Genomic DNA, 19,487 nt, shown 5'->3' with positions numbered 1-19,487 from the left:
GGAGGCTAGTTCCATGAACAATATAGATCCAATTGAATTAACGAAAGGTTTACCTGGCATACCTTGTCCTATCGCTAAAACGCTTGATGTAATTAGTACAAAATGGACGTTTTTAATCATTCGTGATCTTCTTATCGAAGGAACATTACGCTTTAGTGATTTACAAAAATCAATGGATGGTATTAGTCCAAAAACATTATCGCTTCGACTAAAAGAATTAGAGTCTCAAGGCATTATAACGAGAAAAGTATATCCAGAAGTTCCGCCTCGTGTAGAGTACACATTAACGGATAAAGGAAAGCAATTAGAGGGGATTTTTATTGAATTAAAACGGTTTGGATTAAGTTTATAAAATGAAACTTTAATCAGGATAAAACAAAAACCCCTTACCGTCGTAAGGGGTTTTATTACTTAGCAAAACTTTCAGCCAACTGTTTCTCTCTCCACATAAATGTAATAGCGAGACCAACTATTAAAACAACGCCTGAAAATGCATATGGATAATGAATGTTCATATCAAATAATATTCCGCCCATCGCTGGTCCTGCTATATTTCCTAAACTCGTATAAGTCGAGTTCATCCCAGCAACGAATCCTTGCTCTTTTCCAGCTGCTTTTGATAAAAACGTCGTTAAAGCTGGACGAAGTAAATCAAATGCTAAGAAAATGAAGCAAGTAACGAGAAGTACAATCCAATAATTAAAGACTACAGTTGAGACGAATGCTAATACTGCCCCTACAATTAAACATATTTGGATTAATACTTTCTCACCGAACATGTCTACCAATTTGCCAAACATAAATACTTGCACAACTACCCCAAAGATTGAACTGATTGTAATAATTGCTGCAATATCTTTCGGCGAGAAACCAAATTTATGATCTGAGAATAAGCTAAACACAGTTTCATACGCTGATAATCCGAATGCGAGTACAAATACGATAATAAATGCAATTGCATACATTGGATGTAATGACTTCTTTAAATCACCAATAAAACTTGATTCTTTCGTATTAGAAGAAATCTCTGCAAGTTCTTCTTTCGTTAACGGTTCTTTTAAAATAAAAATCGAAATCACACATGCTATAAAAGCAATTACTGCTGCAACGAAAAACGGCACACGTATACCGTATTCTGCAATAAATCCGCCGATTCCAGGCCCTATAATGAATCCAGTACTAATAGCCGCAGATAAGTATCCCATCGCCTTTGGACGTTCCTGAATAGATGTAATATCCGCAACATATGCCGTAACACCAGGCATAATAAAAGCAGCACTAATTCCGCCTAATACCCTTGCTACATAAAGCATCCATACATCTTTTCCTAATCCAAAAAGAAGCTCTGAAACACCAAAAATAAATAATCCAATGATTATCATTTTCTTCCTACCGTAAAGATCAACCCACCGGCCTGTAATAGGTGAAGTAATGAGCTGTGCCATTGCAAACACTGCAACGAGATAGCCCATCGTCTTCCCTGTTAAATGCATATCATTCATAAAGGACGGCATAACCGGAATGATTAATCCAATCCCTAGAAAAGCGATAAATATATTACTCAAAAGAATGACCAATACCATCTTTTGTTCTTTTATCGGTTTCTTCACTTTTTAACACCTCTTCCCGTAAGTTCCTCTCAAAAAATAATGCCCAAGAAGCTTTTTCTTTATCCTGCTCTTTGCGGGCTAGTAATGAGTGAGGATGCCTCCACTCATTAGAATTTCACTCTATCCTTCCACACATACATAAGCATTAGGTGAATGACTATCATTCAGTTTTCCTCAAAAATGAACCTACCTTTTCAGACAGGTTCATCTTACTACTTCTTTATATGTAGTGCATGTGTTAAAAAATCTAGTACTTCTGCCTTTTGTAGCTCGACTTGATCATCATCTTTATGATCATATAAATAAACTTGTTCCGCTGCTGATTCAACAAGAGCGATAAATAACTTCGCTGTTCGTTCTGCGTGAACCGAATCACGAATTTCACCAGCTTCTTTCGCCTCACTTAAAAATTCGCTTAACCACATATAAAGAGGCTCATACACAGCTTCCCACTCTTTTATATGTTCTGTAGATGCAAGACCCGCATACATTAAAGCTTGTATTTCACGGTATTCCTCTATAAATTGAAACACCGCATCGATTACTTGTGCCACTTTATTTGAAAAAGGTACATCTTTTTGTACTTTCTCTTTCACTGCAAGTATCATCTTTTCAACCATCACTTCTGCTATTGCAGGCATAACAGATAGCTTAGAAGGAAAATATAAATAGAAAGTTCCTTGCGCAATGCCAGCTAATTTCACGATATCAGAAATCTTCGTTTTTTCGACGCCCTTTTCCTGAAACACTTCAATAGCTGCATAGACAATTTTCTCTTTTTTATTCATCATCTAAACCCTTTCACACGCATATTGAATGACTGTCACTCATTTTATAAGATAATCGATTGTACTGTCAATGATAGTGAACTCTAAGAGGAAATCATTTTTTTATAATAAAATCTCCTAATAAACAATTAGGAGATAAAAATACAATATATCTTTAAGAAAGTGCCTTTAATCCTGTCACTCCACATACAATAAGAAACACACTAATGATACGCGCTTTACTTTTCGACTCACCAAACAAGAACATGTTTAACAAAACTGCACCTGCTGTTCCGATACCAATCCAAACCGCATACGCGACACTTACTTGTAAAAATAAGAAGGAAGTATACAAAAATGCGAAGGATGTAGCAAACCCGCCTATATAAATCGCACCATTGGCCAATGTCTTATCTTTACTATACATTTTAAGTCCTATCACACCGACTATTTCACTAATTGCAGCACAAAATACGAAAAACCAACCCATTTTTAAGCAGCTCCTTCCACAGTTTCTTCTTTATTATCAGCTAGCTTTAAACCGATAACGCCGGCTACTACCATAAGAATGAAGAATAGTTTGCCTGCGCTGAAACTTCCACCGAAAAGAAATACATCCATTAAGAAAGTACCTACCGTACCAGCTCCGGCGAAAACAGCATATACAGTCCCTGTTGCAAGATGTTCACACGCTTTAGAAAGGAAGTGAAAATCAATAGCAATAACTCCTAAAATAATAATCCAATGCCACCAAGTATTAGCCGTATTAAAACCAAACACCCAAAAAATTTCAAAGATACATGTTAATATGACATATAACCAAGCTCTATTTTTCATACCTCTCACCTCTTATGACTGACTATCAGTCATTTTGTTTTAAAAAAATATACTCTTTCATCAATACTATATAAAAACAACTATCATCCTCATTTACCATTGTATTTGTTCCACTTCTAAGCTAACTGCATCCTGTCACATAAAAATGACTGAATGTCATTCATATATATTGTACATGAACATTTTAAAAACTGTCAATGCCGAAAGTTTATTTAAAATTTCTTTCATCCGATTTGTATATTTCTCAATAATCTGTTAATACTGCTAGTAACATAATATTTTCTCCACTCCCCCTTGGAGAGATCCCTTGAATGGAGCAGTTAGCTTTTGCTAGCTGCTCTTTTTTATTTGTCCGTACACTATGATGAAATACTCATAGATCAAATCCATTTTTCATCACATAACAACCATCTATTTATTTTCCAATGAGTTTTTGTATGCACTAATTTTATTCTCAAGCATCTTCTCTGTAACTTCTAAGTTTTCTCTTTGAATCTGAATAGATTTCCTATGATCTTCTAGGAGCTGTAAACGAGCTTCTGTTGTATGCTCCCCTTCTGTATATAATCTAGCGTATTCTCTTATTTTCGCTATTGGCATTTGCGTTTGTTTTAATTTCATTACAAACTGCAACCACTTTATATGTGACTCTTCGTAAAGTCGATTTCCATTTGTATCACGATTTGCAATTAATATATTTTCCTTTTCATAATAACGTAGTGTATGTGTGCTCACGCCTAATAATTTTGCTACCTCGCTAATTGTGTACATACTAAAACTCCCTTCACATGCTTACTCTCTTATATTTTATAACCGTATCAAATTTATAAAAAACATTTGACTTAGAGTATACTCTAACAAATACAATCTAACCATAAATGAATTTGAATTTAGGGGGATTTTATATGAAATACACGGTTATTACTGGCGCAAGTTCCGGAATTGGTTATGAAGCAGCTTTAGCATTTGCATCTCGCGGAAAAAATTTAGTACTTGTAGCTCGAAGACAAGAAGAATTAAACGGATTAAAATTGAAAATTAACGAAATGCATCCGGAGTTGGATGTTGTCATTCGAAGAACTGATTTATCTGTTACTGAAGATGTTTATAAACTTTATGAAAGCCTACAAGCTTTTCAAATTGAAACATGGATTAACAACGCAGGTTTTGGTAATTTCGCCTCAATTGCTGAACAAAATTTAAATAAAATCGAAACGATGTTACATGTAAATATAGAAGCACTAACAATACTCTCTTCTCTTTTCGTTCGAGATTATTCAATGGTTGATGGAACACAGCTTATTAACGTTTCATCGGGCGGCGGATACACAATTGTTGCTGATGCTGTTACGTATTGCGCTACGAAATTCTATGTAAGTGCATTTACAGAAGGGCTGTCTCACGAACTGAAAGAACAAGGCGCAAAACTGCAAGCAAAAGTTTTAGCTCCTGCTGCAACTGAAACAGAATTTGCGAAACGTTCATTTGATATTGATGAATTCCAATACGATAATGTTGTACCAAAATTCCACACTGCAAAACAAATGGCACAATTTATGCTCGATCTTTATGATAATGATAAAGTTGTAGGAATTGTCGACGGCTTAACATATAACTATGAACTTAAAGATCCACTTTATAATTTTGCCGTGAGACAAAAGAATTCAAATTCTTAATAACCTGTCCATTTCTTATGGAAATATATGTTCCCACTATATATGTAAATAATAGTGGGAGCTTTTTCTCTATAAAATTTTCATCCAACATACCGCACCATCGCCACTTCATCACAATAATCCACCTTTGGACAATATCTACAATCAATCCATACTTTCTCTGGCAACGCTTCTTTATTTATAAAATCAAATCCACACTTTTGAAAAAATACTGTTTCATATGTTAAGGAAATTACTCTTCTTACATTTATTTTCGTAGCTTCCTCCATTACATGATTTACGAGCATACGCCCTATCCCTTTCCCTGCATATGTATGCGAAACTACTAACGATCGTATTTCTGCAAGATCTTCTCCTAATACATGCAATCCAGCAACTCCAACAATTCTCTCGTCTTCTTTCATAACATATAAACATTGCAAATATTGATAAAGAGACAAAAGAGAACGTGGTAAAACAACTCCCTCTTTTGCATAAACCTCAATAAGACTATAAATTTCTTTCACATCACTCGTCACCGCATTACAGATTTTCATATTACATCCCCTTGCCCTTCAATATTAATATTTATAACTTTAAATGAATTTTAATTCATAATTTTATATAATAATACATCTCTCTTTTCTCCTCGTCAATCAGTTTATACAAACAAAAAACCAAGCAATCTAATCGATGCTCGGTTCCTCATTTCGTATCGGCAATACCGTCGAATATTTAATTTCACGAAGTGCTAAACTTGTCTGTATCCTTGTAATACCAAGCTTATTCAACTTTCTAATAAACTGCTCCAGTTCTTTACGATCACGATTTGCAACCTTTAATAAATAATCGTACTCTCCTGTTAAACAGTGACATTCTAACACTTCCGGCATCGATTCTAATTCTTTCTCCAACACTTCCAGCTTGTCAAATTGATGAATATTTGTACTCATAAAAATAAAACATAATAAATCAAATCCAAGCTTTTCTTGATTTAAAATCGCAACTTGCTTATCGATGAAACCTTCCCCATCCAATCTTTTTATTCTTGCATGCATCGCAGCCGGTGATAAATTAACGCGACGTGCCAGCTCTGCATTACTTACTTGTGACTCCTTCTGCAATATATCTAAAATTTGTACATCCAAATCATCCAACACTTTAATAACAGACGACTCCATTACAATTCCCCCTTTTTTTCTTACCGATGATTATTCGAAAAAACACCTTATACCTTACACAAAACTGAATATCATTCCGTAAATATCATTCATAACTAAATATTTTATCGAGTTTTAACCATTATACAAAAGAATATATTACACAATAAAGAAAAATGCTAAAATTATTTACAATTCGTATTGATTACAAAAAAGGGGATTTTAGCATGCCTTATTTTTACGTCTTTTTACTATTACTAACGAGCTTATTATGGGGAGGAAATTTTGTCGTTGGAAAATCACTCGTCGATCATGCATCGCCGATGACACTGACAAATTTAAGATGGATGATTGCGATTGTTTGTTTATTACCAATGGTATGGTTTAAAGAAAAGAAAATCCTTCCACCACGTACCGCAATACTTCCTTTAATATTGATGGGAATTTCAGGGGTCGCTCTTTTTAACATCTTTCAATTTTTAGCATTAGAAAAAACATCCGCTACGAATGTAGGTCTTATCTCTACATTGAATGCAATTTCAATCGCATTATTTTCAGTATTATTTCTAAAAGAAAAAGTAAATACACTCCAAATCCTATCCATGATTCTTTCATTCTTCGGGGTTATCCTCGTCCTATTAAAAGGGGATTTCTCGCTTTTATTTTCACTATATTTTAATAGTGGCGATTTATGGATGATTGCAGCAGTTTGTATTTGGGGAATCTATTCTGTTTGTAGTAAATGGGCAACAAAAACAACTACACCACTTATGGCAACGTTGTACTCTGGTATTTTCGGCGTTATTTTATTACTACCGTTTAACATAGGTAGCTTCACTGTTTCAAATATAAATACTTCTTTCATCACATCACTTTTATATACCGGGCTTATTTCGACAGTTCTTTGTATGGTATTTTGGAATATTGGTGTACAAAAATTAGGTGCAACTACATCAGGTATTTTTCTAAACTTCAATCCAATTTTCACAGCCATTTTAGCATTCATATTCCTCGGAGAAGAATTAACGTGGATACAAATTTTAGGAACAATTGTCGTTGTAACAGGATGTTATTTATTTTCTCATTTCAAAACTGTCGCTGTTCAGCCAACTAGAGCTTTAATGCGAAAACATTCTTAATGAAAAAACATCGTCATCTGGGTTGGCGATGTTTTTATTTACTCTTCATTTCTTTTATATACTGCTTTTCCTCTTCTGGCAATAAACGTTCCGTCGCCTTACCAGTATCTCCACCTTGAAGGCTCCATAAAAAGTTATGCTCCTCAACAGTTTGAGAAAAATCTCCTTTTTCCCATCTATTTATAATAGAAAATAACTTCATTTTATATTGAAAACCTGTACTATTTTCAATATCCCTTTTTACATTAGAAATTTCCTTTTTTGTCATCTCTACAAATCCCCATTTTTCAGAGGATTTTACCTTTTGGTGCACCATTTTATGCATAGTAGAAATAATTTCACCTTCACTAATTTGCGGGGCTTCTTCTGCAGCTTTTTTCTCTTTTTCGTTTGCCGCTCGCTCGATTTGAATATTTTTATTTTCTTTTTCCACATATGCAAGCAATTTCTTTCCGCCAACTATAGACGAGAAAATTACTATAATTGTAATGCATATACCTACGATCCATTTAAAAAGCATTATCTCTTCATCGCTTCCCTAACAATATGACTATCTACATATTGCTTAAACTTCACGATTTTTCCGTTCTCAAGTTGCCATACATGAACAAATTCTGCTTCAAATGATTTTCCGGTTTCTTTATAAACTCCAGAATACATACCTTCAGCAATAATTACATCTTTTCCGTTTACTTCATGATATGTATTTACACTTGCTTTATAATCATCCCATTCTGATCCTAAACGGCTAAATACATTTTCCATTATAGCTTCTACGCCTTTATATGTTCCGCCATATGGGAAACCTTCTGCCTCTGTCCATTCCACTTTTTCAGAGAAGGCTTCTGCTAAATGCTTTGCATTCGAAGAAGCTGATCCTTCATACGTGCTTTGAATAATTTCTAAATTTGATTTAGGCATATTACTTCCTCCCGTTTATTTATTTTTACACAAGATGTAACCTATATAGTTACATCTTGTGTAAAAAAATATTTAAATTGTTTTACTCTTAATTTATTTGTTGTAATCATTATAGTTACAATACTTCTTCAAGTCAACATTTATAAATAAAATTTACTTCGTTTTCATTACTTTTTCTTTTAAGAAACGATCTACATATCCTTCTGCTTTTACTACGAATAAATACGCACCCATTGATAATAATGCAAGATCTAATTCATATCCTGGATTCTTTCCATCTCCTAATAAACCTGCTGCTCCATTTACCTTTACGATAGCTCCAGCTAAAATAAGAGCGAATAACAATCCTACATATCGTACACCTAAACCGATAATTAATAATATACCACCAACTAATTCAACTGTTGCTACGCCGTATGCAAGACCACCTGGTAAACCGATGCTTGTAAACCATCCTGCTACGTTATCGATACCTGATTGAAACTTTGCTAAACCGTGTGCAAAGAACGTAACTCCTAACACGATACGAATAATTAAATTCCCAATATATTGATTCATTTTGAACTCTCCTTTTTGTTTTGTTATGGTGAACTTTTATTTACAAGTCAAAACAATACGGTATTTTATTTCATTCGTCAAATACTTTTTTAAAGAAAACAAAAAACATTATCCGTTTTACGGATAATGTTTTCCTACAAAATAGCGCTAATTCAAGCTTTTATTCTATCGCATAGAAAAAGTTGAAACATTTTTCCAGCGCCAATATAAGGCAGTAAAGAAACGTCCTCTTCCACAACTATTCCAACAACATTCACTTTCTCATCTACAGGTAAATCATGTGTAGCAACTTGCATCTCCCCTGCATATCTACCGTACAATTCATTATCAATTGTAATGCTGCCTTTCTTTCTTACAATTGTATGCATCGGCTGTAAAACCACTCTATTTCCTTCCCTTGATTCTACAGATCGAATAACATCACGAGCCGGATCTAGTCTATTTGTATGCACTTGCTCCACCACTTTTAATACTTCTTTATCAGTTATAAATGATTTGTAACGCAATGGAATAATCCCTCTACTCGCACTAGCTAATTCTTGCATACTTTCCAAACTTGCGCTTATATCTCCAATCAATACTTTATCAACACCACAATCTTGAACAAGTTCTAAGTACGCTTCAAGCAGCCGCATATTGCGATGTTTTTCTAACGTTGGTAACCCTTCATATAACGGACCACGTTTTTCCGCATCTCCTGGAATAAATGCCATCGTCTTTATTCCGCACTTCTGTAAATATTGATTTTGTTTTTGTAAGAAGGACTTTGCTAGTCCTGTCTCTGGACGTGGATAAAAATTATGCCACGCTTCTACATTTTCTACTCTTATATGTTCTGCAAATAATTCTTTCCAAAATGGCTTTGTAATCGTACTCGCATTTAAAGCTACTTTCATCTTATGAGATACGCTTGCAATTTCTTTTGGCGCAATGCCGTAATCCATTCTTAAACCGGTAATGCCCCAGTCCAATAGTTCTTCCACATTTTCATATGTTAGCCCTAAATGATGTAACGATTTTGGAGAAACATCAACCATTAACTCCATTTCATGTGCAAGAGCTTGTTTCCCTAATATTTGAATTAACTCTTTATACATATTTGGATCATCTTCTGGAATGTGCAGTGATGTAAAAATAGATGTAAACCCATTTTCCTTCGCTACTTTTAGCCACTCTTCTTGTTTCTCTACTCGTTCTTTTGAAAGATAAATGGAAACTCCGATCATATAAATCTCCCTTTCTATTAATAGAAAAAGAGAAAGGAATCCCTTTCTCTATATGTTTTCTGCCATTTCTTCTTTAAATCCGAAGAAGTACGTAAAGATAAATCCGAAAGCATATGCAATTACTAAACCTAAGAAATAGAGTAAATATTTATTGTCAGCAATTAACGGAATTAAAGATAGCCCTGATACGCCAATTCCAAGAGAAGCTGTTTGCATAACTGCTTGGAATGCACCACCGACAGCCGCTCCTAAACAAGCAGTAATAAACGGTTTCCCAAGTGGTAATGTCACCCCGTATAATAACGGCTCACCAATTCCTAAAAAGCCAACTGGCAATCCACCTTTAATTACGTTACGAAGTCGTTTGTTTTTTGTTTTCACATAAATCGCAATTGCTGCGCCCACTTGGCCAGCACCAGCCATTGCGAGCACTGGTAATAAAGGTGTTACGTGTGTTTGATTAATAAATTCCATATGAATTGGTGTTAAACCGTGATGCAATCCGACCATAACGAGAGGTAAAAATGTTCCCGCAAGTACTGCGCCAGCAAATGCTCCGCCAATATTTAAAATAGCATTAATTCCGCTCGTAATACCATCTGATAAGAAACCTGCTAATGGCTGAATGGCTAACATCGTTACGATACTTACAACTAATACAGTAATGAGTGGTGTCACGATTATATCAACTGCATTTGGCACTGCTTTTCGAACTTGTCTTTCCACTACAACCATAAGCCATGCTGCAAAAATAACTGCAAACAATCCGCCCCGTCCGGGCACTAATGCTTCACCAAACAATTTTACGTTTGCCATCGCCGGATTGAAAATTAAAATACCAGCAATTGCCCCAAGAACCGATGTCCCGCCAAATTCTTTCGCTGTATTCCAGCCGACTAAAATTCCTAAGAATGTAAAGATACCGCCGCCAATGAGTAGTAACATTTGTAACCACGTTGCATTTGGATCAGCACCAGCATTTTTCGCAAAGTTAGCAACCCCGTTTATAATTCCTGACGCAACAAGCCCCGGAATTAATGGGATGAAAATACTTCCTATTTTTCGTAAAAAGTTTTTCACCGGTGTATTATTTTTCTTCTTAATCTCTGATTTCATCTCTTGCCCAATATCTTCAAGGTGATGATCTGCTACCTCACCAATTCGTAGTCCTGTCAAACCTTCCATTTCAGCTGCTACTTTATTTACTGTTCCTGGACCAACGACAACTTGAAGCGTCTCATCTTCTATAACACCCATAACGCCTTCAACTTTTTTCAAAAGGTCCATATTTACTTTACTTTCATCATGAAGCGTTAAACGTAGTCTCGTCATACAATGAGCAATACTACGAATATTTTTTATTCCCCCAAGTTGCTCCGAAATTTCCTTGGCCATTCTCTCTTCTTTCTTCATAATAGAATCCCCCTCCCTATTACTTTATAGTGCTTTCTTCACAAACCCTTTTGCGTATTTTAGTTTCTCCAGTGCTTCCCCATACTCACACCGCAACAACACCATAACAATGGCAGCTTTTACGTTACGTTCTGCCTTTTCATAATACTCTGCCGCTACTTCATAACTAGCGCCTGTTGCTTCCACAATAATTCGTTTTGACCGTTCTACTAACTTTTCATTTGTGGATTGAACATCTACCATTAAGTTTTTATATACTTTTCCTACACCAATCATCGAAGCTGTTGAAATCATATTCAGCACTAATTTTTGTGCTGTACCAGCTTTTAAACGCGTTGATCCTGTTAATATTTCTGCACCTGTCTCTACTTCCACATTTAACTTTGCATATTTACTTATTTCAGCATTTTTATTACAAGAAATACTCGCTGTACTCGCTCCTACGCTCTGTGCGTATTTCAAGCCGCCAATTACGTAAGGAGTTCTGCCACTTGCAGCAATTCCAATCACTGTATCTTTCTCATTTAATCCAATACTTTTTAAATCTTCTTCTGCTAACTCTTCGCGATCTTCGGCACCTTCCACCGCTTTAGTAAACGCTTTCAATCCACCTGCTATAAATCCTTGCACCATTTTATCATCCGTGCCAAATGTCGGCGGACATTCCACTGCATCTAGAATACCTAAACGACCACTCGTACCAGCACCAATGTAAATTAAGCGTCCCTCTTCTTCAAAAGATTGAATAACAGTCTGTACAACCTTTTCAATTTGTTCTATCTCTTTTTCAACTGCTAACGCAACAGTTCGATCTTCTTCATTCATACTGTGTAACACTTCTTTTATGCTCATTTCATCCAGATTCATTGTTTTCTCATTACGATGTTCTGTCGATAAATTTTCTAACATATTGCCACCCTCTTTGAAATTATATTTCACACTTTTATTATAACTTTAAGAAACTAAAAATCAATAACTCTTTCTTATTTTATGAAATAAAATTTCACAGAATGACATATTTGTGTCAAAGATAATAAAAAAGATGAGTCTCCTCATCTTTTCTTCTACTTTAACTTCCGTAACCGCAACGCTTCTTCTCGCGTCTCCATAAATTGATCCAATACTTTATTACCAATTCGATTGAAAGTAATCACATATAAAGCATCGATCATATTCAATTGTGTCATTCTCGAAGCAATACTCGCAATACGATGATCTTGTTCTACATCTGGCATACAAAGGCGAATATCCGCTTCTTTATATAGGGGTGATGATTGATCTAATTTCGTAATTCCAATAACAGTTGCACCTTGTCTCTTTGCATACTGCGCCATTTCAAGCACATCTTTCGTTCGACCAGATGTTGAAATCGCAACAAATATATCGCCTTCTTTTAAATTCGTCACAAGTGGCAACATCATATGAAAATCAGATAGCATCATCGCTGTAAATCCAAGCCGCGTAAATTTATAAGCCCCGTCCATTGCTGGCGTAGCTGATCCGCCTACTCCGTAAAATATAATTTTATTCGCATTTACAATAAGATCTGCAGCTTTCTCAAGTTCCCTCTTATCTATTGCAGTAACACTCGCCTCAATTGCAGCTTTATTCACATAAGTAACTTTATTAAATAAATCATACGGTCCATCTTCTGTATTCATCACTGAAAAATCGTTAATATTATAATCAGCAATCGTTAATTCACGAACGAGTGCTATCTTAAATGCTTTAAAACTTCCGATTCCAATCGATTTACAAAAGCGAACGACACTCGCTTCACTTGCGCCTGCATTCGTTGACACTTCTTTCGTCGTTAAATTCGGTACAATTTCTGCATTCTCCATTATGTACATGGCAACCTTCTTCTCAGCTGGTGAAAATTGATCCATATTACTTTCAATTTTAAATAGTAATGTTGAAGCTTTCACTATTTAACCTCCACTTCTTACGGTTGCGTTCACTTATTTTCTCTTGCTTCAAGAAGGTAATAACCATCATCGCCAGGAGGATGAAACACATTTACAATGCGATTCCCTTTTTGATAAACAGTTCTTTCCCCTTCTGTCCACTTCTTTTCCCAACCGTTCATCCAAATAGCAACATCAGGTAAAAAAGCAGTATATTTCAGCTTCTGACCGTACTCACCATCTGCTTCTTACGAAAAAATAGAAACCGGAAAATCTTTCACTTTTGATTCTTTCCATGCAGTAAATGGTATACATACTGCAATAAGTACGATTACACCGATAACCTTCTCCTTCGTAATCTTCACACTTCCCTCTCCTTGTCATATCACATACATAGATTTTACCATAATTACAAACCCTTCATACTATATGATCATTGCTTTTGGGAATAAAAAAAGAGCTTACCTACATCAGATAAGCCCTTCCTCTCTATACAAAATATTTCTTCAAAAGTGGCGGTGTAATAATCGTCGTCAATATAACAACAATAACAATCGCTGTGAAATTTTCTTTCGCTAATAAATTCGCCGTAAGTCCATTTGCTGCGATGATAAGTGCTACTTCACCACGTGATACCATCCCCGTGCCAATACTAATAGAAGATTGGAGATTAAAACCTGTCAATCTCGCTCCTAAACCTGATCCAATTAACTTTGTGAAAATTGCAATGAGGGTCATAATAATAATGAACCAAAGCTGGCTTCCAATACCTTGAAATGTAATTTCCATTCCGATACTTACGAAGAATACTGGAACAAATATTGCATAAGCAATCGGTTCAATTTTATGTTCCACTTCATGCTTATACTCTGTTTGAGAAATAGCAATTCCTGCTGCAAATGCTCCAATAATACCTGCAATTCCCATCATTTCACTGTAATAAGAAAAAGAAAAGCAAATGATAAGAGCCGCGCTAATTAACGCTTCTGTTACACGAAGCGGTACAAGCATTTTCATAATCCAAGGAACGACTTTCCAAGCAATAAAAACAATACTTACAAAGAAAATAATTTTCTTTGCAATGACAAGTGTTATATTCACATCTTGTGTTCCTAAAAAACTCATTACAAATGCCAATAAAATAACGACAATGACATCATCAAATACGGCAGCACCTAAAATTGTTGTACTTTCTCTCGTATTCATTTTCCCTAAATCACGTAGCGTCTGCACCGTAATACTAACCGATGTTGCGCAAAGTAATAATCCTAAAAAAATGGCATGGGACTGCATTAATCCAAACAGCAATCCTGTTACATAACCACCGATGAAAGGAAAAATAATTCCACCAGCCGCTACTGCAAATGACGATTTCAAATTCCGATTTAACTCTTCTAAATCTGTTTCAAGTCCCGCCATAAACATAAGTAACAAAACACCAATCTCACTCAGTTCATCAATTAGTTCAGAACTATTAATAATACCGAGTACAGCCGGACCGATAATAATACCAACAATTAACTTACCAAGTACAGAAGGCTGACCCAGTCTCACACTAATGTCACCAGCTAATTTCGTACAAAGTAAAATGACGACAAGTTCAAAATAAAATAACATAGCATCTGCTCCTACTTTAACTTTAATCAGTGGGTCGTTAACCCCCGTCCATTTCTGCAAGTAGTTTCCCCTATTGATCCGCATTTTATTTGTCATATTTTTATTTGACAAAATATTCTGAATTATATTAAGATTAATCCAGCAATTTTAAAAAACTACATACCATAACTGCACCTCCACTTACTTACTCTTTTTTAATGGGCTCATACTATAGTCGCAGTTATGGAAATGAAAAAACGGGGGGAGAGTCCAAAGTGAAGTCATTATTACGAAAAAAAGCGCTTAGTACTGAATCACCAAAGCAGCTAGATAGAACATTAACTGCACTCGATTTAACGTTTTTAGGGATCGGCGCCGTAATTGGGACAGGGATCTTTGTATTAACAGGTATTGTTGCAGCAAAACATTCTGGTCCTGGTATTATGCTATCATTTCTTATTGCTGCATTTACTTGTGCTTGTGTAGCCTTTTGTTATGCTGAATTTGCTTCTTCTATTCCTGTCTCAGGAAGTGTGTATACTTACGCATACATGACAGTCGGAGAAGTCGTCGCCTTCATCGTCGGATGGTGTTTAATGCTCGAATATTTACTTGCCGTTGCAGCAGTAGCTGTCGGTTGGTCTGGTTATTTGCAATCATTACTACAAGGGTTCAATATACACCTGCCCGCCATAATCGCCTCGGCCCCCGGCGTAGGAAAAGGTGGTCTCATCGATTTACCAGCTGTCTGCATTTTACTTCTTATTACTGGCCTTTTAAGTTTTGGTATACGTGAAAGTGCACGCATTAATAATATTATGGTTCTTATTAAACTAGCTGTTATCATTGCCTTTATCGTAGCAGGTGCAAAATATGTAAAACCTGAAAATTGGACACCGTTCATCCCATTCGGATACGACGGTATTATTACTGGGGCTGCCACTGTGTTCTTCGCCTTCTTAGGATTTGATGCAATCGCAACCGCTGCAGAAGAAACGAAAAAACCGCAGCGTGACTTACCAATTGGTATTATCGGTTCTCTTCTTATTTGTACTGTTTTATATATGATTGTATCTTTCGTTTTAACAGGTATGGTTCCTTATACGCAATTAGACGTTTCTGATCCAGTTGCATTTGCATTGCATTTCGTTGGTGAGGACACAATTGCAGGACTACTCGCTGTTGGAGCGATGACTGGAATGACAACCGTTCTCTTAGTCGTTATGTATGGACAAGTTCGCGTTTCGTATGCAATGAGCCGTGACGGTCTACTTCCAAAAGCGCTAGCACGTGTAAATAAAAGAGTAAAAATCCCTTTATTAAATACGTGGATTACTGGCGTTGTTGCTGCTTTATTAGCAGGACTTTTAGATTTACATTTGCTAGCGAATTTAGTAAACATCGGTACGTTAACAGCCTTTACATTCGTTTGCTGCGCTGTACTTATTTTACGAAAAACACATCCTGATTTAAAACGTGGATTCCGTACACCTTTCGTACCTGTATTACCAGTTGTCGCGATTCTTTGCTGCTTATATTTAATGATCAATTTGTCTAAAACAACATGGATTAGCTTTGCCGTTTGGCTTATAGTCGGCTTATGCTTCTATTTCTTCTACTCTAGAAAGCATAGTCACTTAGCTACCGAAAAAACGAATGATGAAAAGAAAAAAGCATAACAAAATAGCTCGCCGATAAAACGGCGAGCTATCTTTCTGTACTATTATATTTTTTCGTTAACGACTGTAAAATGAAAAATATGCCAATGCAAGCTGTAAACCATGCCCAATTTCCTATTGGCGTTGCGTATTTAACAATTCCAATACCTACAAGTAATAGGAAAATAATCACCTGATATATGAGCTTCCACTTTTGCATATATTCCCTCCTTTACTTCGTTCCCTTCTTTTTATTCTTCCAGGCATTCAAACTATCAAAGAAAAAGTTAATAAATAACGTTCCTAGTCCTGCTAATAAGAAAGTCATTAAAAATAAAACCCAAATACTTTTCTCTTTTAAGAAATAATATCCTACAAGGAGCACAACCGCAATCCATACATATTCAAGAATTCTTTTTAGCTTTTTCTGTTCCAAATTATTCGCTCCTTCATTCTATACTACTTTTAGTATAACAAAAAAGAAGCCTATCATGATAAGCTTCTTTTCTTCTCTCTTATTTGTTTATGCTTTTTTCAACAAGTGAAATCGTATACTCTAAAGTACGATTCATCGTTTCTACCTGTGCATCTTTTACTTTTACATCTTTCACTACAGCTTCGGCCACTGTAATTTTTTGACTCAATGCTTTCACTGAACCGTCCGTTACATTTGCATCTTGCGCTTTTTTCACTACTACTTTTGCAGATTCAATATTGATTTGTAATTTTTCTTTCGGTGTTTTCGGTTGTTCTACTACTTTAGATTGTACAAATGTTGCATTAGCTGTTTTTAATTCGTTATATGTTTGAACGATTTGCTCTCCCGTACTCCCTACATTTTCAAACACTTGTTTTGCATTATTATAGCTTTTCTCTAGTTCTTGAAATGCTTCCTTTGAATATTGACCTGGTTTATCACCAAATTCATACGTACCAGCTAGCACTTCCTTTACTTTTCCAAGCTCTTCAAATAACGCAGTTACTTGCTCTAACTTCGTACGGTTAGAGAACTCATTGTACGCTGCTAATACTTCTGAAGAACTTAACGCTTTACTATATAATTTCGCAAGCGCAATTTGTCCATTTAACGGAATACCACCATTTCCGTTACTATCAGGATCCGCTCCAAATGCAAATGGTACGTTTGGATGATACACTTTCCCAGTAGCTGGCTGGCTATTTACTTTTTTACCATCTACGTAAATTGCCACTTCACTTCCGTTATACGTTCCTGTTAAGTGATACGTTTTGTTCGCTTCTAATTGAACTCCAACACGTTTATAGCTGCCGCCAATTTGAGCCCATAATTCAACATATCCACTTCCTGTAGACTCAAATCCAATTCCGCCGCTCTCTGTATTTTGCAAAATACCTTGACCACGGATTTGATTCATTGAAAATACCGTTTCTAGCGTAAATGTATTTGCTACTTTCTCTTTTTGTGCTGCTGAAAATGGAAGGTATCCAAATGTATTAGATTGTCCGTTTAACTTCATAACATTCTTTTTCAATGCTTTATCATATTCAATAGTCACATTGCCCTTCACATCACCTTTTGTACCAAATGGTGAATTGTCTTTAAATGTACCATCTGCAAAGTTTACATCGAAAACATCAGCTTTTGGTACTTTCACATTCGGGTCAATATTATCTTTTTTCGTAGTAATTTCCACAGTTAACGGCTGCGCGGTTTCATTGCCAAATGAATCAATCGCAACGACTTCAAGTGTATATGTTTTCCCGCCATCTAACCCTGCAAGCGTAAACGTAAGATCTTTTGGCACTGGATCACGATAAAACTCTGAGAATGCTAACAATTTATTTTTTATTTCACCCGTTTGCTTATCTCTAGCCTGTACACGGTAAGAGTGAACAAGAAGGTTGTCCAATGCTTGCGGGAATGTTACTGTTGCCGCATTTTCTGTTACATTTGATACAGCAAGCTTTGCATCCTTAGCAAAGTAAGGCTTTTCTTTATCACGATCTTCTACATGTGTAAATGTTTCTTTCTTTGCTGGTAATTTAATTTTCCAAGGCTCGCCTGTCCAAGAATTCGTATGGAAATCACGACGATTAATCGTTACTTCTTTATCATCTACTTCTACTAATAAACCTTGGCTTAACGTACTAGCTCCTGGCGGGATATTCCCTTGTACTTTACCACCTTCAACTTCCATATAACTTACTGAAGATGTACCAACTGATGTAAAGTCTTTTTGATGAATCGATCTTGGATCGTCTAACGGATAATGCGAATGACCTGAAAACGTAATAACTTGTGGATATTCCTTTAATACTGCATTAATTTTTGCGCTATCTTGTGTTCCCCATTCATGACTACCGTACACTGTATCTTTAATATGTTGATGTAAAAATACAAAAATCGGTTTTTCTGGATCATCTTTTTGCGCTTTTGCCATTTCTTCTTTTAACCAATTAATTTGCTTGTCCGAATAATAGCCATGAGTTGTTCCATTCTCTGGAGACATAACAAGGAAGTGATAACCTTTTACCACTTTATGATAATAAATTGATTCCATACCTGTTTTTTCTAAGAAACGCTTCTGCGCACCTTCTACAGATAAACCGTTCCAATAATCATGGTTACCAAGAGAATTCATTCGCACAGCATCTTTATTTGCATTTTCATTGTACACTTGCATGAAACGATCATATTGCTGCACCGATCCTGTATCCGTGAAATCACCTACAATAACAAATGCATCTTGCTTCGGTGCTAATGTATTAAACTGTTCGATCGCTCTTTTCCAGCGAAACGTATCATCTGTTCCACTATTTTTAATATGCACATCACTTACAACTGGAAAAACTATCTTCTTCTCACTTGATGCCTTTTCTTGCTTTTTCTCTTCCGCCTTGACTGATGTACTCCACGGAAATGATACGAACGCTAATACAAAAACCATTAATAATCCAATAAGGCCTTTTACTTTTCTTAAAGCATTTCTGTCCACGTGAATCCTCCTCATAATAATTGATTCATTACAAGGGCTATTTTATCTAATACATGTTAATGTCG

The 19,487-nt window shown here is 35.8% G+C and carries 22 protein-coding genes and 1 pseudogene; 4 read left to right on the top strand and 19 right to left on the bottom strand.

Translation table 11 applies throughout. The annotated features are described in order from the left end of the window. The first annotated feature begins 13 nt into the window (after positions 1-13). A complete protein-coding gene (locus ACS2FK_RS05265) occupies positions 14-352 on the top strand; it encodes a winged helix-turn-helix transcriptional regulator (RefSeq protein WP_023521247.1) in 339 nt (112 codons plus the stop codon). A 55-nt stretch (positions 353-407) separates the two neighbouring features. On the opposite strand, the gene ACS2FK_RS05260 is transcribed toward ACS2FK_RS05265, so the two are convergent. From ACS2FK_RS05260 to ACS2FK_RS05240, 5 genes are all read right to left on the bottom strand, one after another. Beyond that, entirely contained in the window at positions 408-1,610 is a 1,203-nt protein-coding gene (locus ACS2FK_RS05260) for an MFS transporter (RefSeq protein WP_000742955.1), read from the bottom strand. A gap of 212 nt (positions 1,611-1,822) precedes the next feature. Further along, positions 1,823-2,401, bottom strand: a complete 579-nt coding sequence (locus ACS2FK_RS05255) for a TetR family transcriptional regulator (RefSeq protein ID WP_043924626.1) — start codon at positions 2,399-2,401, stop codon at positions 1,823-1,825. A gap of 151 nt (positions 2,402-2,552) precedes the next feature. Beyond that, positions 2,553-2,867: a DMT family transporter gene (locus tag ACS2FK_RS05250; RefSeq protein ID WP_000539671.1), complete on the bottom strand. Its 315-nt coding sequence runs from the start codon at positions 2,865-2,867 to the stop codon at positions 2,553-2,555. 2 nt (positions 2,868-2,869) lie between these two features. Continuing rightward, a complete protein-coding gene (locus ACS2FK_RS05245; protein WP_017656912.1) occupies positions 2,870-3,214 on the bottom strand; it encodes a DMT family transporter in 345 nt (114 codons plus the stop codon). A 411-nt stretch (positions 3,215-3,625) separates the two neighbouring features. Next, positions 3,626-3,985, bottom strand: a complete 360-nt coding sequence (locus ACS2FK_RS05240) for a MerR family transcriptional regulator (RefSeq protein WP_000288069.1) — start codon at positions 3,983-3,985, stop codon at positions 3,626-3,628. Between the two features lie 134 nt (positions 3,986-4,119). Between ACS2FK_RS05240 and ACS2FK_RS05235 the strand changes: the two genes are divergently transcribed. Further along, positions 4,120-4,890 (top strand): SDR family NAD(P)-dependent oxidoreductase, encoded by a 771-nt coding sequence (locus ACS2FK_RS05235; protein ID WP_000878082.1) that lies wholly within the window; start codon positions 4,120-4,122, stop codon positions 4,888-4,890. A gap of 80 nt (positions 4,891-4,970) precedes the next feature. Here ACS2FK_RS05235 and ACS2FK_RS05230 read toward each other — a convergent pair whose 3' ends face one another. Together ACS2FK_RS05230 and ACS2FK_RS05225 are read right to left on the bottom strand one after the other, a co-directional pair. Continuing rightward, positions 4,971-5,426 (bottom strand): N-acetyltransferase, encoded by a 456-nt coding sequence (locus ACS2FK_RS05230; RefSeq protein WP_063546541.1) that lies wholly within the window; start codon positions 5,424-5,426, stop codon positions 4,971-4,973. A gap of 129 nt (positions 5,427-5,555) precedes the next feature. Then, positions 5,556-6,050 (bottom strand): Lrp/AsnC family transcriptional regulator, encoded by a 495-nt coding sequence (locus tag ACS2FK_RS05225; RefSeq protein ID WP_000446097.1) that lies wholly within the window; start codon positions 6,048-6,050, stop codon positions 5,556-5,558. Between the two features lie 206 nt (positions 6,051-6,256). On the opposite strand from ACS2FK_RS05225, the gene ACS2FK_RS05220 reads away from it, so the two are divergent. Next, on the top strand, positions 6,257-7,168 hold the full coding sequence (locus ACS2FK_RS05220) for a DMT family transporter (protein WP_063546539.1): 912 nt from the start codon (positions 6,257-6,259) through the stop codon (positions 7,166-7,168). Between the two features lie 34 nt (positions 7,169-7,202). On the opposite strand, the gene ACS2FK_RS05215 is transcribed toward ACS2FK_RS05220, so the two are convergent. The 9 genes and pseudogenes from ACS2FK_RS05215 to ACS2FK_RS05175 form a co-directional block, all read right to left on the bottom strand. Then, positions 7,203-7,688: a PRK06770 family protein gene (locus ACS2FK_RS05215; protein WP_063546537.1), complete on the bottom strand. Its 486-nt coding sequence runs from the start codon at positions 7,686-7,688 to the stop codon at positions 7,203-7,205. Then, positions 7,688-8,089: a nuclear transport factor 2 family protein gene (locus tag ACS2FK_RS05210; RefSeq protein ID WP_063546535.1), complete on the bottom strand. Its 402-nt coding sequence runs from the start codon at positions 8,087-8,089 to the stop codon at positions 7,688-7,690. The genes ACS2FK_RS05215 and ACS2FK_RS05210 overlap by 1 nt, the downstream gene beginning before the upstream one ends. A 153-nt stretch (positions 8,090-8,242) precedes the next feature. After that, positions 8,243-8,647 (bottom strand): DoxX family protein, encoded by a 405-nt coding sequence (locus ACS2FK_RS05205; protein ID WP_001077751.1) that lies wholly within the window; start codon positions 8,645-8,647, stop codon positions 8,243-8,245. 152 nt (positions 8,648-8,799) lie between these two features. Continuing rightward, entirely contained in the window at positions 8,800-9,873 is a 1,074-nt protein-coding gene (locus tag ACS2FK_RS05200) for a DUF871 domain-containing protein (RefSeq protein ID WP_063546533.1), read from the bottom strand. Positions 9,874-9,921: 48 nt separating this feature from the next. Next, a complete protein-coding gene (locus ACS2FK_RS05195) occupies positions 9,922-11,286 on the bottom strand; it encodes a PTS transporter subunit EIIC (RefSeq protein ID WP_063546531.1) in 1,365 nt (454 codons plus the stop codon). A gap of 24 nt (positions 11,287-11,310) precedes the next feature. Beyond that, the gene (murQ, locus tag ACS2FK_RS05190) at positions 11,311-12,195 is read right to left on the bottom strand and encodes an N-acetylmuramic acid 6-phosphate etherase (protein ID WP_063546529.1); all 885 of its coding nucleotides are present in this window, start codon (positions 12,193-12,195) and stop codon (positions 11,311-11,313) included. A gap of 155 nt (positions 12,196-12,350) precedes the next feature. After that, complete coding sequence (locus tag ACS2FK_RS05185) at positions 12,351-13,214, bottom strand: MurR/RpiR family transcriptional regulator (RefSeq protein ID WP_000648170.1); 864 nt, start codon at positions 13,212-13,214, stop codon at positions 12,351-12,353. Positions 13,215-13,243: 29 nt separating this feature from the next. Further along, positions 13,244-13,558, bottom strand: a pseudogene (locus tag ACS2FK_RS05180) (outer surface protein). 124 nt (positions 13,559-13,682) lie between these two features. Continuing rightward, positions 13,683-14,906, bottom strand: coding sequence for a cation:proton antiporter (locus ACS2FK_RS05175; RefSeq protein WP_063546527.1), 1,224 nt, complete (start codon positions 14,904-14,906; stop codon positions 13,683-13,685). A gap of 101 nt (positions 14,907-15,007) precedes the next feature. Between ACS2FK_RS05175 and ACS2FK_RS05170 the strand changes: the two genes are divergently transcribed. Next, positions 15,008-16,468 (top strand): amino acid permease, encoded by a 1,461-nt coding sequence (locus ACS2FK_RS05170; protein ID WP_153592908.1) that lies wholly within the window; start codon positions 15,008-15,010, stop codon positions 16,466-16,468. A 28-nt stretch (positions 16,469-16,496) separates the two neighbouring features. Here ACS2FK_RS05170 and ACS2FK_RS05165 read toward each other — a convergent pair whose 3' ends face one another. The 3 genes from ACS2FK_RS05165 to ACS2FK_RS05155 all read right to left on the bottom strand — a co-directional run bounded on the left by ACS2FK_RS05165 (position 16,497) and on the right by ACS2FK_RS05155 (position 19,422). Next, a complete protein-coding gene (locus tag ACS2FK_RS05165) occupies positions 16,497-16,667 on the bottom strand; it encodes a hypothetical protein (protein ID WP_001174839.1) in 171 nt (56 codons plus the stop codon). 12 nt (positions 16,668-16,679) lie between these two features. After that, positions 16,680-16,883, bottom strand: coding sequence for a hypothetical protein (locus ACS2FK_RS05160; protein WP_000435797.1), 204 nt, complete (start codon positions 16,881-16,883; stop codon positions 16,680-16,682). 79 nt (positions 16,884-16,962) lie between these two features. Further along, positions 16,963-19,422, bottom strand: coding sequence for a LamG-like jellyroll fold domain-containing protein (locus ACS2FK_RS05155; protein WP_000375665.1), 2,460 nt, complete (start codon positions 19,420-19,422; stop codon positions 16,963-16,965). Positions 19,423-19,487: the final 65 nt, after the last annotated feature.

It is taken from the genome of Bacillus cereus group sp. BceL220, from assembly GCF_051776965.1.
Lineage (GTDB): Bacteria > Bacillota > Bacilli > Bacillales > Bacillaceae_G > Bacillus_A > Bacillus_A cereus.
The sequence above is the reverse complement of the archived record's forward strand: the minus strand, read 5'-3'. Positions and strand labels throughout refer to the sequence as shown.

Excerpts from the sequence above, each read along its gene's own strand:
- ACS2FK_RS05200 (WP_063546533.1), bottom strand. The coding sequence starts at position 9,873 with ATGATCGGAGTTTCCATTTATCTTTCAAAAGAACGAGTAGAGAAACAA.
- ACS2FK_RS05170 (WP_153592908.1), top strand. The coding sequence starts at position 15,008 with ATGGGCTCATACTATAGTCGCAGTTATGGAAATGAAAAAACGGGGGGA.
- ACS2FK_RS05240 (WP_000288069.1), bottom strand. The coding sequence starts at position 3,985 with ATGTACACAATTAGCGAGGTAGCAAAATTATTAGGCGTGAGCACACAT.
- murQ (WP_063546529.1), bottom strand. The coding sequence starts at position 12,195 with ATGTTAGAAAATTTATCGACAGAACATCGTAATGAGAAAACAATGAAT.
- ACS2FK_RS05215 (WP_063546537.1), bottom strand. The coding sequence starts at position 7,688 with ATGCTTTTTAAATGGATCGTAGGTATATGCATTACAATTATAGTAATT.
- ACS2FK_RS05195 (WP_063546531.1), bottom strand. The coding sequence starts at position 11,286 with ATGAAGAAAGAAGAGAGAATGGCCAAGGAAATTTCGGAGCAACTTGGG.
- ACS2FK_RS05165 (WP_001174839.1), bottom strand. The coding sequence starts at position 16,667 with ATGCAAAAGTGGAAGCTCATATATCAGGTGATTATTTTCCTATTACTT.
- ACS2FK_RS05250 (WP_000539671.1), bottom strand. The coding sequence starts at position 2,867 with ATGGGTTGGTTTTTCGTATTTTGTGCTGCAATTAGTGAAATAGTCGGT.
- ACS2FK_RS05225 (WP_000446097.1), bottom strand. The coding sequence starts at position 6,050 with ATGGAGTCGTCTGTTATTAAAGTGTTGGATGATTTGGATGTACAAATT.
- ACS2FK_RS05255 (WP_043924626.1), bottom strand. The coding sequence starts at position 2,401 with ATGATGAATAAAAAAGAGAAAATTGTCTATGCAGCTATTGAAGTGTTT.
- ACS2FK_RS05175 (WP_063546527.1), bottom strand. The coding sequence starts at position 14,906 with ATGACAAATAAAATGCGGATCAATAGGGGAAACTACTTGCAGAAATGG.
- ACS2FK_RS05210 (WP_063546535.1), bottom strand. The coding sequence starts at position 8,089 with ATGCCTAAATCAAATTTAGAAATTATTCAAAGCACGTATGAAGGATCA.
- ACS2FK_RS05230 (WP_063546541.1), bottom strand. The coding sequence starts at position 5,426 with ATGAAAATCTGTAATGCGGTGACGAGTGATGTGAAAGAAATTTATAGT.
- ACS2FK_RS05245 (WP_017656912.1), bottom strand. The coding sequence starts at position 3,214 with ATGAAAAATAGAGCTTGGTTATATGTCATATTAACATGTATCTTTGAA.
- ACS2FK_RS05220 (WP_063546539.1), top strand. The coding sequence starts at position 6,257 with ATGCCTTATTTTTACGTCTTTTTACTATTACTAACGAGCTTATTATGG.
- ACS2FK_RS05235 (WP_000878082.1), top strand. The coding sequence starts at position 4,120 with ATGAAATACACGGTTATTACTGGCGCAAGTTCCGGAATTGGTTATGAA.
- ACS2FK_RS05265 (WP_023521247.1), top strand. The coding sequence starts at position 14 with ATGAACAATATAGATCCAATTGAATTAACGAAAGGTTTACCTGGCATA.
- ACS2FK_RS05205 (WP_001077751.1), bottom strand. The coding sequence starts at position 8,647 with ATGAATCAATATATTGGGAATTTAATTATTCGTATCGTGTTAGGAGTT.